At 71.6% G+C, this 15,976-nt stretch carries 13 protein-coding genes; 6 read left to right on the plus strand and 7 right to left on the minus strand.

The annotated features are described in order from the left end of the window. The first annotated feature begins 169 nt into the window (after positions 1-169). The 5 genes from DQW06_RS11475 (at position 170) to DQW06_RS11495 (ending at position 4,773) form a co-directional block, all read left to right on the plus strand. Positions 170-1,165, plus strand: a complete 996-nt coding sequence (locus tag DQW06_RS11475) for an ABC transporter permease (protein ID WP_013154662.1) — start codon at positions 170-172, stop codon at positions 1,163-1,165. Then, positions 1,162-2,070 carry an ABC transporter permease gene (locus DQW06_RS11480; protein ID WP_013154661.1) on the plus strand — a complete coding sequence of 303 codons (909 nt, stop codon included), beginning with the start codon at positions 1,162-1,164 and terminating at the stop codon, positions 2,068-2,070. Before DQW06_RS11475 ends, DQW06_RS11480 begins: the two co-directional genes overlap by 4 nt. Then, positions 2,070-3,026, plus strand: a complete 957-nt coding sequence (locus DQW06_RS11485) for an ABC transporter ATP-binding protein (protein ID WP_013154660.1) — start codon at positions 2,070-2,072, stop codon at positions 3,024-3,026. The genes DQW06_RS11480 and DQW06_RS11485 overlap by 1 nt, the downstream gene beginning before the upstream one ends. An 8-nt stretch (positions 3,027-3,034) precedes the next feature. Beyond that, entirely contained in the window at positions 3,035-3,943 is a 909-nt protein-coding gene (locus DQW06_RS11490) for an ABC transporter ATP-binding protein (RefSeq protein WP_013154659.1), read from the plus strand. Between the two features lie 626 nt (positions 3,944-4,569). Continuing rightward, positions 4,570-4,773 carry a cold-shock protein gene (locus DQW06_RS11495; protein WP_013154658.1) on the plus strand — a complete coding sequence of 68 codons (204 nt, stop codon included), beginning with the start codon at positions 4,570-4,572 and terminating at the stop codon, positions 4,771-4,773. A gap of 85 nt (positions 4,774-4,858) precedes the next feature. On the opposite strand, the gene DQW06_RS11500 is transcribed toward DQW06_RS11495, so the two are convergent. The 7 genes from DQW06_RS11500 to DQW06_RS11530 form a co-directional block, all read right to left on the minus strand. Next, positions 4,859-6,427, minus strand: coding sequence for a glycerol-3-phosphate dehydrogenase/oxidase (locus DQW06_RS11500; protein ID WP_071622642.1), 1,569 nt, complete (start codon positions 6,425-6,427; stop codon positions 4,859-4,861). Positions 6,428-6,862: 435 nt separating this feature from the next. Continuing rightward, the gene (locus tag DQW06_RS11505) at positions 6,863-7,615 is read right to left on the minus strand and encodes an MIP/aquaporin family protein (protein WP_013154656.1); all 753 of its coding nucleotides are present in this window, start codon (positions 7,613-7,615) and stop codon (positions 6,863-6,865) included. Positions 7,616-7,831: 216 nt separating this feature from the next. Then, positions 7,832-9,331: a glycerol kinase GlpK gene (gene glpK / locus DQW06_RS11510; RefSeq protein ID WP_013154655.1), complete on the minus strand. Its 1,500-nt coding sequence runs from the start codon at positions 9,329-9,331 to the stop codon at positions 7,832-7,834. Positions 9,332-9,589: 258 nt separating this feature from the next. Continuing rightward, positions 9,590-10,381, minus strand: a complete 792-nt coding sequence (locus DQW06_RS11515) for an IclR family transcriptional regulator (protein WP_013154654.1) — start codon at positions 10,379-10,381, stop codon at positions 9,590-9,592. A gap of 143 nt (positions 10,382-10,524) precedes the next feature. Then, the gene (locus DQW06_RS11520; protein WP_094804549.1) at positions 10,525-11,529 is read right to left on the minus strand and encodes a low specificity L-threonine aldolase; all 1,005 of its coding nucleotides are present in this window, start codon (positions 11,527-11,529) and stop codon (positions 10,525-10,527) included. 91 nt (positions 11,530-11,620) lie between these two features. After that, complete coding sequence (locus DQW06_RS11525; RefSeq protein WP_013154652.1) at positions 11,621-12,076, minus strand: MarR family winged helix-turn-helix transcriptional regulator; 456 nt, start codon at positions 12,074-12,076, stop codon at positions 11,621-11,623. Between the two features lie 2 nt (positions 12,077-12,078). Then, complete coding sequence (locus DQW06_RS11530) at positions 12,079-12,711, minus strand: DJ-1/PfpI family protein (RefSeq protein ID WP_071622640.1); 633 nt, start codon at positions 12,709-12,711, stop codon at positions 12,079-12,081. A gap of 238 nt (positions 12,712-12,949) precedes the next feature. Here DQW06_RS11530 and DQW06_RS11535 point away from each other — a divergent pair. Then, positions 12,950-15,976, plus strand: a 3,027-nt coding sequence (locus DQW06_RS11535) for a caspase family protein (protein WP_157983409.1), incomplete at its 3' end; no start/stop codon positions are given.

Genomic DNA, 15,976 nt, shown 5'->3' on the forward strand with positions numbered 1-15,976 from the left:
CATCCACCCCGCTGACCACTCCCCGCCCCCGGCCGAGGCACGGCGCGAAAGAGCCCGGCCGGGGGACGCCCCGGGAGAGCGGGCGCGGCACGGAACACCCCCCACAGGGTCCGCGCCGCGCCCCCTCCGGGGCCACTCGACTGTCCGCCGCCATCACCTGGAGGAACGTGTGTGGCGCTATATCGGTCGTAAGCTCTTCGTCTACCTGCTTACGTTCATCGTCGCGGTCACCATCAACTGGATGATTCCGCGCTTCATGCCCGGCGACCCCATCCGCAGCATGCTCTCCCGGGCCTCGGCGGGCGACCCCGAGGCCCTGGCCACCATGACCGCCTACTACGAGGAGGTCTTCGGCCTCGACAAGCCGCTGCACGAGCAGTACCTGAGTTTCTGGGCCGGTCTGTTCCGGGGGGACCTGGGCATCAGCGTGATGCTCTACCCCGAGCCGGTCACCGACGTCATCATGAGGGCGGTCCCCTTCACCCTGGGACTGCTGCTCCCCGCGATCCTGCTCAGCTGGATCATCGGCAACCGCTTCGGCGCCTTCGCCGCCCGCAGCAAGGCCCTGGACAACACGGTCCTGCCGGTCGGGTACATCCTCACCGCCACGCCGTACATGTGGCTGGCCCTGCTGCTGGCCTGGAGCCTGGGCATCGTCGCCGGGATCTTCCCGGCCTCGGGCGGCTACAGCTTCTCCCTGCGCCCCGAGTTCAGCTGGCTGTTCATCTCCAACCTGATCACCCACTGGTTCCTGCCGTTCCTGTCCATGTTCCTGGTGGCGCTCGGCGGCTGGGCGATCGGCATGCGCAACATGATCATCTACGAGCTGGACGCGGACTACTCCAACTACCTCCAGGCCCTCGGCGCGCCGCGCAAGCTGGTCCGGCGCTACGCGTTCCGCAACGCCATGCTGCCGCAGATCACGGGTCTGGCCGTCCAGCTGGGCACGATCATCGCGGGCTCCCTGCTCACCGAGATCGTGTTCAACTACCCCGGCCTCGGCAAGCTCATCCTGGACTCCCTGGAGAGCCGCGACTTCTTCCTGCTCCAGGGCGTCTTCCTGTTCGTGGTCGTCGGCGTGCTGATCGCCAACTTCATCATCGACATCGTCTACGTGCTGATCGACCCGCGCACCCGGGTCCAGATGACGGGAGGCTCCTCATGACGAACGTCGCCGGAGCTCCGGGCACCGCCGAGAAGGCGGACGCCCCCGAACCTGCCGGGCGCAAGGGCTCCGAGGCCCTGTACTTCGCCCGGCGCAACCCCAAGCTGCTCATCGGCTCGGGTATCGTCCTGGCCTTCCTGCTGCTCGGGATCGTCGGCCCCTTCTTCGTCAGCGACAGCCCCAACGAGTACGTCGGCCCGCAGATGCAGGCGCCCAACGGCGAGTACTGGCTGGGCACCACCACGTTCGGCCAGGACATCTGGGCCCAGTTCGTGCACGGCGTGCGCGCCACGTTCATCATCGGCCTGTTCGGCGGCGGCGTCGCCTTCGTCATCGGCACCGCGGTCGGCTTCGTCGCCGGGTACAAGGGCGGGATCGTCGACGAGATCCTCAACATGATCACGAACGTGGTCCTGGTGCTGCCCGCGATGGTCGTGCTCATCGTCGCGATCGCCTACCTGGACGCGCGCGGCCTGTTCGTGCAGGGCCTGTTCATCGGTCTGACCGCCTGGCCGTGGGCGGCCCGCGCGGTCCGTTCGCAGGCGCTGTCCCTGGCCACCCGCGACTACGTGGACCTGGCCCGGCTGAGCGGTCGGCGCACCTGGAAGATCATCACCACCGAGATCGCGCCCAACATGAGCTCGTACCTGGTGATGGCCTTCATCCTGCAGTTCGGCGGCGCGGTCCTCACCGCGGCCGGTCTGGACTTCATCGGCCTCGGCCCCTCCAACGGCGTGTCCCTCGGCCTGATGCTGGAGAGCGCCGTCGCCTGGAGCGCGCTCACCCTCGGCATGTGGTGGTGGTTCATCCCGCCGGGTCTCGGAATCACCGTGATCGTGGGCTCGCTGTACATCCTCAACGTCGGGTTGGACGAGGTCTTCAACCCCAAGCTGCGGGAGCTGTGATGACCCTGCGCGTCAAGGACCTGAAGGTCTACTACCAGACCCTGCGCGGGGACGTCCACGCCCTCGACGGCGTCACGTTCGACCTCGCCGACGGGGAGATCATGGGCCTGGCCGGGGAGTCCGGCTGCGGCAAGACCACCCTGGGCAAGAGCCTGATCCGCCTGGACTCGCGGATGCGCCACGTCGGCGGCACGATCGAGCTGGACGGCAAGGACGTGCCCATCGCCGACGACCGCGCGATGGTGCCCCTGCGGTACCACGAGATCTCGCTCATCCCGCAGTACGCGATGAGCGCGCTCAACCCGACCCGCAAGATCGGGAGGATGATCAACGAGCTGCTGCGCGCCCGCGGCGTGCGGCCCGCCGACGTCACCGAGGAGCTCCACCGCCGCCTGGAGCTGGTCGGCCTGGACACCGACGTGCTCAACCGGTTCCCGATCGAGCTGTCCGGCGGCATGAAGCAGCGCGTCGTCATGGTCATCTCGACCCTGCTCAACCCGTCGCTGCTGATCGCCGACGAGGTCACCTCGGCCCTGGACGTGTCCACCCAGCGCTCCGTCGCGGAGTCGATGGTGGAGTTCCGCGACCGGGGCTACATCAAGAGCATGGTCTTCGTGACCCACGACATCTCGCTCGTGTACCAGATGGCGGACACGATCATGGTGATGTACGCGGGCCACATCGTGGAGAAGGCGGCCGCGGGCACCATCATCAACGAGCCCAAGCACCCCTACACCCAGATGCTCATCGGGGCGCTGCCCGAGGTCGGCTCCACCTCCACCGTGCAGGGGGGCCGCCTGGCGGGCATCCCCGGCACCCCGCCGGGTCTGCTCAACCCGCCCACCGGCTGCCGGTTCAAGGACCGCTGCCCGATGGCGTTCTCCAAGTGCTCCGAAAAGCCGCCGCTGGTGGAGATCGAACCCGGCCACTGGGCCGCCTGCTGGAAGACGGGGTGAGGTAGACCGTGCTGGAACTCAGCCACGTGCACAAGGTGTACAAGGTGGGCGCGTTCGGCGGTGACCGCCTGCGCGCCGTCCGCGACGTGAGCCTCACGGTGGAGGCGGGCGAGGTCGTCTCGCTGATCGGTGAGAGCGGCAGCGGCAAGAGCACCCTCGGCAAGATGGTGCTGGGCCTGTTCAAGCCGACCTCGGGGAGCATCACCTTCGAGGGCACCGACATCACCACCATCAAGGGCCACGCCGCGCGCAAGGAGTACTACCGCCGCGTGCAGGGGGTCTTCCAGGACCCGTTCAGCTGCTTCAACCCCATCTTCAAGGCCGACCGCGTCTTCGAGATGGTCCGCACCTCCTACTTCCCGAAGACCTCGGAGACGGAGTGGCGGGACAAGGTGCTGGACGCGATCGCCACGGTGCGCCTGGACCCGGGCAACGTCCTCAACAAGTACCCGCACCAGCTCAGCGGCGGCCAGTTGCAGCGCCTGCTGATCGCGCGGGCGCTGCTGCTGGACATCAAGCTGCTGGTCGCCGACGAGATCATCAGCATGCTCGACGCCTCCACGCGCATCGACGTGCTCAACCTGCTCGCCGACCTCAAGGAGCGCGGCCTGGGCATCCTGTTCGTCACCCACGACCTGTCGCTGGGCAACTACGTCAGCGACAAGTCGGTGATCCTGCGCAAGGGCGCGATCGCCGAGATGGGTCCGACGGCCAGGGTCTTCGACAACCCGCTGCACCCCTACAGCCGTCACCTGCTGTCCTGCGTGCCGCAGCTGCACCGCACCTGGGCCGAGGTCGACGCCGAACTGGCGGCCAACCCCCCCGAGGACGTCGTCCTGCCGACGGCGCCCGACGAGGACTCCGCTCCGCTGATCGAGGCCGAGGAGGGCCACTTCGTGGGGATCGACCAGGGCTGAGCCGCCCGCTTCCCCTCATCCCGGCGCCCGTCCACCCCCCGCGGGCGCCTCGGTGTTTTCCGGCCCTCCTCGCGCGCTCCCGTCATCGGCCGCCCGAAGCCGCGATTCGACGCGCGAACCCGGATCGCCGGCGGTGTTCCACGGGTGTCCGCACGGCCTCGGAGCCTCTCGCGGGGTCCGGTTCCGGGCGCCGACGGGCCCGTTCCGGAGGGCGTCGGCGGACACCTCCCGACCGCTCCGCCGCCCGGCGGGCCGCGCGCCCCGGCGGCCGAGGGCTGAGCCGGACGCGGGTACGCGCGGACCCGTCCTGAGGTGCGCCGACGACGTGTCGGCGACGCCCGCCTGAACGGGGTGTGACATCCCGGCGTGCGTTCCCACGCGGCCCACGTGTACCCTGGAGGGTCCGCCGGTATTCCCCGGCGGGCCGTGCGGGTTGCCACATCGGAATCCTTCGCTGGCCGACCTGTCTGTGGTACGTTCAAAGTGATTGTTAGTCGTTGAATTTCGCAGTTGGTGTCTTGCCCGCGGAGTTTGTGACCGGCGGGCGGTTTCTTCAAGGAAGTCCGGCTCGCGGCAATTCGCGGACGTGAGTCTGCGTCCGTGTACACCGAGCTGAAGGAGAGAACATGGCTCAGGGAACTGTGAAGTGGTTCAACGGCGAGAAGGGCTTCGGCTTCATCTCCCCCGACGGCGGCGGCCCCGACGCCTTCGTTCACTACAGCGCGATCCAGGGCACGGGCTTCCGTAACCTGGAGGAGAACCAGCGCGTGGAGTTCGAGGTCGTCCAGGGCACGCGTGGCCCGCAGGCCGAGAACGTCGTCGCGCTCTAACCAGCACGCGATAACCTCGCGTAACGCCCCGGAAGGCACCGCCTTCCGGGGCGTTCGCGTGTCCGGCCCCCGCGGGGGAGGGGGTTCACCCCTCCAGCAGGGCCTCGGTGCGCTGACGCACCTCGGGGGTGTCCAGCCCCCGCACGGTCACCGTGGTGCGGCGGCGCAGCACGTCGTCCGCGTTCACCGCCCACTCGCGGTCGCGGGCGAAGACCACCTGCGCCCAGATGTCGGGGCCGTCGGGGTGGATGCGCTCGCCCAGCCGCGGCTCCTCGCGCACCATCGCCGCGATGTCCATGGCCAGGCTCCCGTAGTGCGACGCCAGGTGGCGGGCGACCAGCGGGTCCAGAGGGGCGCCGGGCGCGCGGTCGGTGATCAGCCGCTGGGCCACCGCGTCCGGGCTGGCCAGTCCGGGCAGCGGCACCGTGCGCAGTGGGTCGGCCATGTCCTCCGCCAGCGGCACGGCGCTGACCCTGCGCAGCTCCTTGAGGACGGCGCGGCCGATGTGGCGGTAGGTCGTCCACTTGCCGCCGGCCACCGAGAGCATCCCGCCCCGCCCCTGGGTGACCACGGTCTCGCGCTTGGCCGAGCTGGTGCCGCCGGGTCCGCCGGGCAGCACCCGCAGCCCCGCGAAGGAGTAGTCGACGTGGGAGGCGTCCAGGTAGGGCGCGTCGATGCCCAGCGCGGCCTCGCCCAGGATCTGTTCCACGTCGGCGGGCACGACCGACACGTCGGCCGGGTCCCCGGTGTACTCCTCGTCGGTGGTGCCCAGCAGCAGCCTGCCCTCCCACGGGATCGCGAACGACACCCGGTACTTGTCCACGGGGATGGTCAGCGCGGCGCGCCAGGGCTCGGGGGTCCGCAGCACCAGGTGCGCGCCCTTGGACAGGCGGACGCTGGGCGTCGCGGAGGGGTCCTCCATGCTCCGCAGCCGGTCCACCCACGGGCCGGTCGCGTTGAGGACCAGCCGCGCGTCGATGCCGAACTCCCCGCCGTCGACGCGGTCGCGCAGGTCGGCGCCGGTGACCCGGCCCCGGGTGGTGCGCAGCCCCACGACCTCGGCGTGGTTGAGCACCACCGCGCCCGCGTCCACGGCGGCGCGCACGCTCATGACGGCCATCCGGCTGTCGTTCATCTGGTGGTCGCTGTAGGCGGCCACCGACCGCAGGCCGTCGGTGCGCAGGCCCGGGGCGAGCCGCCGCGCCTGGGCGGGGGAGAGCAGGCGGCCCATGCCGTCGCCGAAGGCCGACAGGGCCGAGTACAGGAACACCCCGGCGCCCATCTTCGCGGCCCCGTGCGGGCCGCCGGAGTAGATCGGGACCAGGAACGGCATGTGGTTGACCAGGTGCGGTGCCACCTCCGAGGCCAGGGACCGGCGCTCGCGGTGGTTCTCGGCGACCAGGCGCACCTGGCCGCTCTGGAGGTAGCGCAGCCCGCCGTGCACCAGCTTGGAGGAGGCGCTGGAGGTGGCTCCGGCGAAGTCGCCGGAGTCGACCATGGCCACGCGCAGGCCCGCCTGGGTGGCGGTCCAGGCGACGGAGGTCCCGAGGATCCCGCCGCCGACGACCAGGAGGTCGAAGGTCCCCCGGGTGAGTTCGTCGCGTGTGCGCGAGCGCGACGAGGCGATGCGGTTCTGGCTGGCGCTGACGGTCATGGCTGTGCTCCTCGGAGGGATGGAGGGGGCCTCGCGTGCACCTGAACAGTCTCCACGTTTCAGGCGATGTATCGACTTCATAATACGACAATGCCGAACGCTGGTGAAGAAGAGGGGGTGATCCGGCCGAGAAAACAGCTCCAGGGGTGGTCCAGGACGAAGGCGAGCTTGGCGCCTGTTGCCCAGGGGAGCCGGGTCGACACACGGGGTTCAGGAGATGCGGCATTGTCGCACCTTGTCGGCCCATCACACGGTCGGCCCGCCCGGAGGGCGCGCACGGCGAAGCCCCGGGGCCACGCGTGCGCGCGACACCCCGGGGCTTCACGGGGTCCGGACCCGCCGCGCGGGCCCGGAGGGCGGGGCCTGGAGAGCCCCGGGCGATCGTGGCGGGGCCGGTCGGGGGCGGCGGTCACACCGCCCCCGGGCCGGCGGAGCTCAGGCGCCGAACCCGGTGAGCTTCCAGATCCACGCGCCGATCACGCCGCCCACCAGGGGGCCGACCACCGGAACCCAGGCATACCCCCAGTCGGAGGGGCCCTTGCCCGGGATCGGCAGCACCGCGTGCGCGATGCGCGGCCCCAGGTCGCGGGCCGGGTTGATGGCGTACCCCGTCGGGCCGCCCAGGGACAGGCCGATCGCCAGCACCAGCAGGCCGATCAGCAGCGGCGCGAGGCCGTTGGTGAACAGGCCGCTCAGGTCGGCCCCGCCCTCGACGGAGACGAAGCCGGAGTTCGCGCCGATGCCCAGCACGCCCAGGAGCAGCATCGCGGTGCCGATGACCTCGGTGACGAAGTTGGCCACCAGGTTGCGCACGGCCGGGGCGGTGCTGAACACGCCCAGCTTCGCCTCCGGGTCGTCGGTGACCTTCCAGTGCGGCAGGTAGACCAGGTAGACCAGGACGGCGCCGGTGAACGCGCCCGCCAGCTGGGCCAGCATGTACCCGGGCACCTGGGACCACGGGAAGTCGCCGATGCTGGCCAGGCCCAGCGTGACGGCGGGGTTGATGTGGGCGCCGCTGGTGGCGCCGACGACGTAGACGGCCATCGCGACCGCCATGCCCCAGCCGAAGGTGACGACGATCCAGCCGCCGTTGAGGGCCTTGGAGCGCGCGAGCGAGACACCGGCGACGACACCGCCGCCGAGCAGGATCAGGATCGCCGTACCGACGAACTCTGCCAGATAGACCATGGGGACCTCCGCCCCGTCAGGGGAGCCGGGTCACGGGGGCCTCGCCCCCGCCGACCGGCGCCGGGCCGGAGGCGGGGGTTTAATAGGACGCACCCGTCACAGGAATGGGATGGAGCGGAGCGCGTACGGCGCCCCGCGGGCCGGTTCCCGGGAGCCGAAGGTGGCAGCCGGGGCTCCTGGGAACCGGTCGTTCGGTGGGGTGACGCCGCCCCCGCGCTACTGGGCGTCCTCGTGCTCGACCCAGTCCAGGGTGCGGCGCACGGCCTTGTTCCAGTTGCGGTACTCGCGCTCGCGCACGGCGGGCTCCATCTTCGGAGTCCACTCGGCGGCCTTGTGCCAGTTGGCGCGCAGCGTCTCGACGTCGGGCCAGTAGCCCACCGCCAGCCCCGCGGCGTAGGCGGCGCCCAGGCAGGTGGTCTCGGCGACCATCGGACGCACGACCTCGGTGTCGAGCACGTCGGACAGGATCTGCATGAGCAGGTTGTCGGCGGTCATGCCGCCGTCCACCTTGAGCGTGGTCAGCTCCGTGGGCGCGTCGGCGTTCATCGCGTCGACGACCTCGCGGGTCTGCCACGCGGTGGCCTCCAGGACGGCGCGGGCGATGTGGCCCTTGTTGACGTAACCGGTCAGGCCCGCCATGACGCCGCGCGCGTCGCTGCGCCAGTGCGGGGCGAACAGGCCGGAGAAGGCGGGCACGATGTAGCAGCCGCCGTTGTCCTCCACGGTGCGCGCCAGCGTCTCGATCTCGGGCGCGGTGGAGATCAGGCCCAGGTTGTCGCGCAGCCACTGCACGAGGGAGCCGGTCACCGCGATGGAGCCCTCCAGGGCGTACACGGCCGGTTCGTCGCCGAGCTTGTATCCCAGCGTGGTGAGCAGGCCGTTCTCGGAGGTCACCGGCTCGGTGCCGGTGTTCATCACCAGGAAGGTACCGGTGCCGTAGGTGCCCTTGACGTCGCCCGGGTCGAAGCAGGTCTGGCCGAACAGGGCGGCGTGCTGGTCGCCGAGGGAGGAGGCGACGGGGGTTCCGGCCAGGTATCCCCTGGCCTCGCCGTAGACCTCCGACGACGAGCGGATCTCGGGCAGGACGCCCTCGGGGACGCCGATGGCCTCCAGGATCTCGGGATCCCACTGGAGGGTGGACAGGTTCATCAGCATGGTGCGGCTGGCGTTGGTCACGTCGGTGACGTGGCGGCCGGTCAGCTTCCAGATGATCCAGGTGTCCATGGTGCCGAACAGGACCTCGCCGCGCTCGGCGCGTTCGCGCAGGCCGTCGACGTTGTCCAGCAGCCAGCGCAGCTTGGGGCCGGAGAAGTAGGTGGCCAGCGGCAGGCCGCACCGGTCGCGGAAGCGGTCCTGGCCCTCCTCGCCGCCCAGTTCGCGGACCAGGTCGTCGGTGCGGGTGTCCTGCCAGACGATGGCGTTGTGGACCGGCTCGCCCGTCTCGCGGTCCCAGACCAGGGTGGTCTCGCGCTGGTTGGTGATGCCGACGGCCGCGATCTGGTCGGGGGTGATGTCGTTCTTGTCCAGGGCTCCCCTGATGACCGCCTCGACGTTGGTCCAGATCTCCGTGGCGTCGTGTTCGACCCAGCCCGGCTTGGGGAAGATCTGCCTGTGTTCGCGTTGGTCGACCGAGACGATACGTCCGTCGCGGTCGAAGAGGATGCAGCGGCTCGACGTGGTGCCCTGGTCGATCGCGGCGACGTACTGCTGACTCATCGGGTGCTCGCCTTCAGGGTGGGGCTCGGGACGGGGCCGGACGCACACGGTTTCGGATTAAACCCGCACGTTGTACGACATTGACGTATGAGTAGCCGTTAGTTTCATCCGTCTTTCCTTCCCATGTCAAGGCCGTGTGACGCAATCGTGTCGCGTGCGTCACGTCCTCTCGACGGCAACGCTGCCAGGCGCGGGCGAACGCCGGAAGCCGCCGCGCGGGAGGCCTTCCGCGGGCGGTGGGAGAACTGCGGTGCGACCTCAGTAGGGGGTGACGCCGAGTTCCCGGGAGATGGCCCGCGCCGCGTCGCGCACGTAGGAGACCTGCTCCATGTCGGGCCTGCCCCCCTCGCCGCGCAGGCGCTCGACGGCGCCACGCACCCCGATGGCGCCGACGGTCGTGCCGCGCCGGTCGCGGATGGGGGCGGCGATGGAGACCTCGCCGTCCACGAGTTCCTCGGCCTCCCACGCCCAGCCGTCGTCGCGCACCTGGTCGAGCTGGCGCTCCAGCGCGGCGGGGGAGGTGACGGTGTGCCGGGTGAAGGAGGTCAGGGCCGGGGCCCCGCCGCTCTCGACCACGGCCGGGTCCTCCTCGGGGGCCGCCAGGGGGTCGAAGGCCATGATGACCTTGCCGATGGCGGTGGCGTGCAGCGGCAGCAGGGTGCCCACGTCCAGGGTCTGCTGGGAGGCGTCGGGACGGAACACGTGGTGGACCACGAGCACCTGGTGCTTGTGCAGCGTGCCGATCCGCACGCTCTCACCGCTGCGCGAGGCCAGGCTGTCCGCCCAGTTCAGGGCGCGGGTGCGCAGTTCGTTGCCGTCCAGGTAGCGGGTGCCCAGGCTGAGCATGCCCCCGCCCAGGCGGTAGCGGCCCGACTCGGGGTCCTGCTCGACGAAGCCCACGTGCTGGAGGGTGCGCAGGATGCCGAGCACGGTGCCCTTGGGCAGCTCCAGGGACCGGGAGATCTCCGCCAGGCTGAGCCCGCGGGCGCCGGTGGCCAGGATCCGGAGAATGGCTGCCGCGCGTTCGATCGACTGGATTCTTCCCGGCATTGCGGTGCTACCACTCTCTAGTACGACAATGTCATACGCGAAATGCTACTACGCGTTGTGACGCGTGGCACGCCCGCGGCAGCCGGGCGGTCAGGCGATCGGCACAGTCTAGGTCGGCCGACCGCCGCGCCCGGCCGCCGGGGTCACAGCTCGGCGGCGGCCTCGGCCACGCCCCGGGCGGCCTCCTCGACGTCGCGGTCGGTGGTCTCCAGGTGCACCACCAGGCGCACGGCGTCGCCGATGCCCAGCCCCGCGACCCCGTGGCGGGCGAAGGCCTCGGCGTAGCGCGCGCCCTGTCCGGCCGGGGTGGGCACCAGCACCATGTTGGTCTGCGCCCGCACGGCCAGCCCGGACCGCTCGGAGATCAGCCGGGCCAGCTCCGCGGCGCGCTCGTGGTCCTCGGCCACCCGCTCGCGGTGGTGGCGCAGCGCGTACAGGGCCCCGGCGGCGATGATCCCGGCCTGGCGCATCCCCGCGCCCAGCAGCTTGCGCCCGCGCCGGGCCCTGCGCACCGTGTCGGCGTCCCCGACCAGCGCCGAGCCCACCGGGGCGCCCAGGCCCTTGGAGAAGCACACCGACACCGTGTCGAACCCGTCCGCGACCTCGGCGGGAGCGGCGTCCAGGGCGGCGGCCGCGTTCCACAGCCGAGCCCCGTCCAGGTGCGCGCGCAGCCCGTGCCGGTGCGCGAACCCGGTGACCCGGCGCTGTTCGGCCAGCGGTACGACGCGGCCGGTGAAGGTGTTCTCCAGCCACACCAGGGCGGGCTCGGCCCGGTGGACGTCGCCCCGGCCGGCGATCCACGACTCCAGCACCGCGTCGGTGGGGCAGAGCCCGTCCGAGTACAGGCGCGGCAGAGCCCGGGCCAGCACCGCGGTCGCGCCCTGCTCGTCGCCGATGAGGTGGTGGTTCTCGTGCGCCCACACCTCCTCGCCGCTGCGGGTGGACACGTACAGCCCCAGCTGGTTGGCCATGTGCCCGGACGGCACGTACAGCGCGGCCTCCCGGCCCAGCAGCCCGGCGGTCTCCTCCTCCAGTTCCCGCACGGTCGGGTCCTCGCCCCACACGTCGTCGCCCACCTCGGCCTCGGCCATGGCCCTGCGCATGGCCGGGGTGGGGCGGGTGACGGTGTCGGAACGCAGGTCGATCATGGCGTCTTCCTCCTGGTGGGACGCGTGCCCTCGGGCGGGGGGAGCGGACCCGGGGTGGACGGGGTGTCCGCCCGACGATACTGCCCGCCGCTCAGTCGCCCCCGATCCGGTCCAGGGCGCGTGAGAGCTGGCGCAGCGCCTCCAGGACACGAGCGCTGTCCTCCTCGCCCAGCTCGGCGACCAGGGCCTTGGCCACCCGGTCGTGGTCGGGGCTGATCCGGCGCAGGGCGTCCAGGCCCTCCCCGGTGGCGGCGAGCAGCTTGGCGCGGCTGTGCGCCGGGTTCGGCCGGTACTCGGCCAGCCCCTGCTCCACCAGCAGGTCGGCGATGCGCTGCACGCTCTGCCGCGTGGTGCCGAAGCGGCGCGCGACCGCCGACACCGGCAGGGGGTCGCGGGTCACCGCGCCGAGCACCTGCCAGCGCGCGGCGGTCAGTCCGGCGGTGCGGGCCAGCTCCTCGGCCACCGACAGGAACTGCCCGTTGAGGCGGAAGACGGTGAGCGCCGTCCCGGTGAGCAGGTCGGAGTGTCTGTCCTCGGCAGGGGCCATGCTCAGGACCCCTCCAGCAGCACGTGGTAGGCGCCGGGGTCGTGCTCGGCGTGCAGCCGGTACCACGCGTCGAGGACGCGGGGCGTGTACAGGTCCAGGGCCGCGAAGACCTCCCGGGCGAACTCCAGCGGCGCGGTGGGCCCGGCCGTGATGAGGCCGCCGTCGGAGACCGCGAGCGCGGAGCGGTAGCGGCGCATCCCGGCGTAGCCGGTGGCCAGCAGGTACTCGGGCGCGGCGCTGGTGTGGTCGCGGTAGTCCAGGAGCCCCTCACGGGCGAGCCCGGCCGTGGCGCCGCAGATGGCCGCCACCGGCACACCGGCGTCGAGCCAGATCCCGGCCGCCGAGGCGAACGGCGAGAAGGCCTCGGGGTCCAGGTCCCAGCCGTCGGCGCCCGGCAGGATCAGCATCGCGCTGGAGGAGGGCTTGAGCTGGGGCAGGGTGATGTCCGGCAGGATGGTCAGCCCGCCCGCGGTCGTGACGGGCGCGCCGGTGAGGCCGACGGTCACCACGTCGTAGCGCCCGGGGTCGCGCTGCCAGTCGCCGCCCCGGATGGTCGCGGTGGTGTGCCCGATCTCCCAGTCCGCCAGCTGGTCGTACACGGCGAGGTGGACGGTCTGCCTGGTGTCTTCGATCATGACAGCATGCTGTCATTTTGACAGGGTGCTGTCAATGCTCGAAGGGTGATCGGCCGGAGGGGATCCCCCCGTGGGCCCCCACGTGATTGGTGAGTCCTATGTGGGTGTTTGCGCTTTTCCACAGGGGTGGGGCCCCGGAGCTCCCACGGGCATAATGGATCAGACAGCGCCTGGCGCGCTTTTTCGGGCCTTCGACAAGTGCATAAAACCCCCTGAAGAAAACCGAGAGGTTGCCCCCTTGCCGAGCGGAACCGGTCGTCGTTTCTTCCTTGCCGTCGGTGTTTCCAGGTACCAGCACCTGTCCAGAGAGGAGCAGCTGACCGGGGTCGGAGAAGATGTTCTCGCCGTCCGGAACCTGTTCACCGGCTTCGGCTACGAATCCGTTCTGGAGGGGATCGGCGACTACGGGAGCGCCAACGACATCCGCGAGAAGATCCGCCGCTGGGTCGCCGATGTCGAACTGGGCGAGGAGGACGTCGTCGTCCTGTACTTCGCGGGCCACGGATACGCGCCCGACCGGGACCGGCACTACCTGTGCTGCTGGGACACACGCGAGGACACCCCCGCCTCGACCGCCCTGGCCACCGAGGACCTGGTCCGGATCCTGTGCGAGGGGCGGCTGCGCAGGCTGCTGCTGATCCTGGACACCTGCGCGGCCGGGGCGGGCGCCTCCGACGCGGCCGGGATCGCGCTCAACACCCTCGCCTACCGCCTCACCGGCGGCGACGTGTCCACCTCGGTGTGCTTCCTGTCCTCCGCGCGCGCCAAGGACCTCGCCCAGGACGGGGCCTTCGCGCCCGCGCTGCGCGAGGCCGTGGAGACGGCCACCGAGCGGGCGGGCCAGCGCCAGCCCTACCTCGACCTGGCCTCCGTCGTCCAGCACGTCAACGACCACTTCGCCGAGAACGGCGTCCCCCAGCGCGCCGAGCTGGCCAAGGGCGCGGGCACCGGCCTGGACCCCTTCCTGCCCAACGACTCCTACCGCGCCGACCTGCCCTCGGAGGGCACCGACCTCGACTTCCAGCGCCAGGCGGCCGAACTGGCCGAGCACTACGGCCCGCGCTCGCGCGGCGTGGAGTTCGAGTCCGAGCAGGGCCGCTACTTCAGCGGCCGGGAGTGGGTCCTGCGCGACCTGGTCTCCTGGATGACGTCGCCGGAGGGCGACGGGCGGGGCCGCATCGTGACCGGCAAGCCCGGCTGCGGCAAGTCGGCGGTGCTGGGCCGGGTCGTCACCGTGTCCGACCGCGAGTACCGCGAGCGGCTGGGGCTCGCGGAGTCCTCCGACGACACCCTCGTCCCCGTGGGGACGGTGACCGCCGCGGTCCACGCCCGGCACAAGCGGCTGGAGGAGATCGTCGAGCGCGTCTCCACTGCGCTCGGCTCCCGGGCGCGGACCCCCTCGGCGGCCGGGCTCCTCCAGGAGCTGGCCCAGCGCGCACGGGTCAGCGAACGGCCCCTCGTCATCGTCGTCGACGCCCTCGACGAGGCGGGCTCGGGCAGCACGGCCGACTTCGTGGGCCGCGGTGAGCCGCGCCGGATCGCCCGCGAGCTGCTGCGGCCCATGGCCGAGATCCCCGGGGTGCGGCTCCTGGTCGGCACCCGCCGCGAGCTGGTCAGGGCGCTGGAGTCGGTGATGACCGTCATCGACCTGGACACCCATCCCGCCGACACCGAGGCCGACATCCGCGGCTACGTGCGCCAGGTGCTGCTCGCCTCCGACGAGGCCGACACGCGCACCCCCTACCGGGACAGGCCCGAGCTGGCCGACCGGGTGGCCAGGGGAGTGGCGGGCCGCGCGGCCGGGGTCTTCCTGGTCGCCCGGCTCACCGCCCGCAGCCTGCGCAAGGAGCCGACCCCCATCGACACCTCGGTGTCCGGCTGGCAGAGGACCCTGCCCAGCGGGGTCGGCGAGGCCTTCGACGACTACCTGGCGCGCTTCGGTGAGGAGGAGGACCGGGTGCGGCGCCTGCTCACCCCGCTGGCCTTCGCCGAGGGCCAGGGGCTCCCCCGGGGGAGCACGTGGGCGGCGATGGCCGCCGGCCTGTCGGACGCGGAGTGCTCCGACGCCGACATCAGCGAGGTCCTGCGCTTCGCCAGCGACTACGTCGCCGAGGTGGTGGAGGGGGAGCGGTCGGTGTACCGCCTCTACCACCAGGCGCTCGCCGACCACCTGCGCGCCTCCTACAACGGCCGCGGGGACGCCACCCGCGCGCAGGAGCGGATCGTGGCAGCGCTGCTGGGGACCGTGCCGGGCCGCCTGGACGGCCAGGGGCCGGACTGGTTCTCGGCCTCCGCCTACGTCCGCGCGCACCTGGCCACGCACGCCTCCGACACCGGGCACCTCGACGCGCTGGTGGCCGACCCGGTGTTCCTGCTGGCGGCCGGTCAGCTCCCCCTGATGCGGGTGCTGGGCAGGGTCTCGGGCGAGGAGGCTCAGGCGGCCCGCACGGCCTACGAACAGGTCGCCCACCGGCTGTCGGAGAGGTACCCGCTCAAGGACCGGACCTCCGACCTCCAGCTCTCGGCCCGGCGCTGCGGCGCCGACGCGCTCGCGGAGCGGATCGACAAGTCGGGCCTGCCGTCCACGTGGACCACGCGGTGGGCGTGGTGGTCCACCAGCGGCGCGCACCGGCAGCTGGTGGGGCACACGAAGGAGGTCGTGTGCGTGGCCACCACGGCGCTGGACGGGCACCGCGTCGCGGTCACCGGCAGCGCCGACAGGACGGTGCGGATCTGGGACCTGAGCACCCAGAGCCAGTTGGGCGACCCGCTGGCGCTGCCCGTCAGGCCCACCTGCCTCACCCTGGGGGAGTTGGACGAGTACTCCGTCGCCCTGGTCGGAGGCATCGACGGACGTCTGCGGATCGTGGACCTGTCCACCAGCCGGGTCCTCGGTGAGCAGTGGGAGGCACACACCAACCTCGTCACGGACGTGGCCATGGCGACCTTCCGGGGCAGGCCCTTCGCACTGACGTCGAGTCAGGACGGGACCGCCCGGCTCTGGGACCTGGACACCCGGAGTCCTCTGGGCGGGCCGCTGGCCGCACACCGCAGCTCGGTCAACGCCGCGGCCCTCGCCCCCGTGGGAGACCGGCTGCTGGGGGTCACGGGCGGGACCGATCGCAGGGCCTACGTCTGGGATCTGACCGCGCTGCTCGACGATCCGCGCGCGGAAGTGCTCGGTGACGCGTTCGTCGCGCACACGGCGGAGGTGTCGACGCTCCTCCTCACGGACACCCCCGAGGGGCCCGTGGTCCTCAGCGGT

The sequence above is a fragment of the Nocardiopsis sp. TNDT3 genome, from assembly GCF_003427465.1.
Lineage (GTDB): Bacteria > Actinomycetota > Actinomycetes > Streptosporangiales > Streptosporangiaceae > Nocardiopsis > Nocardiopsis dassonvillei.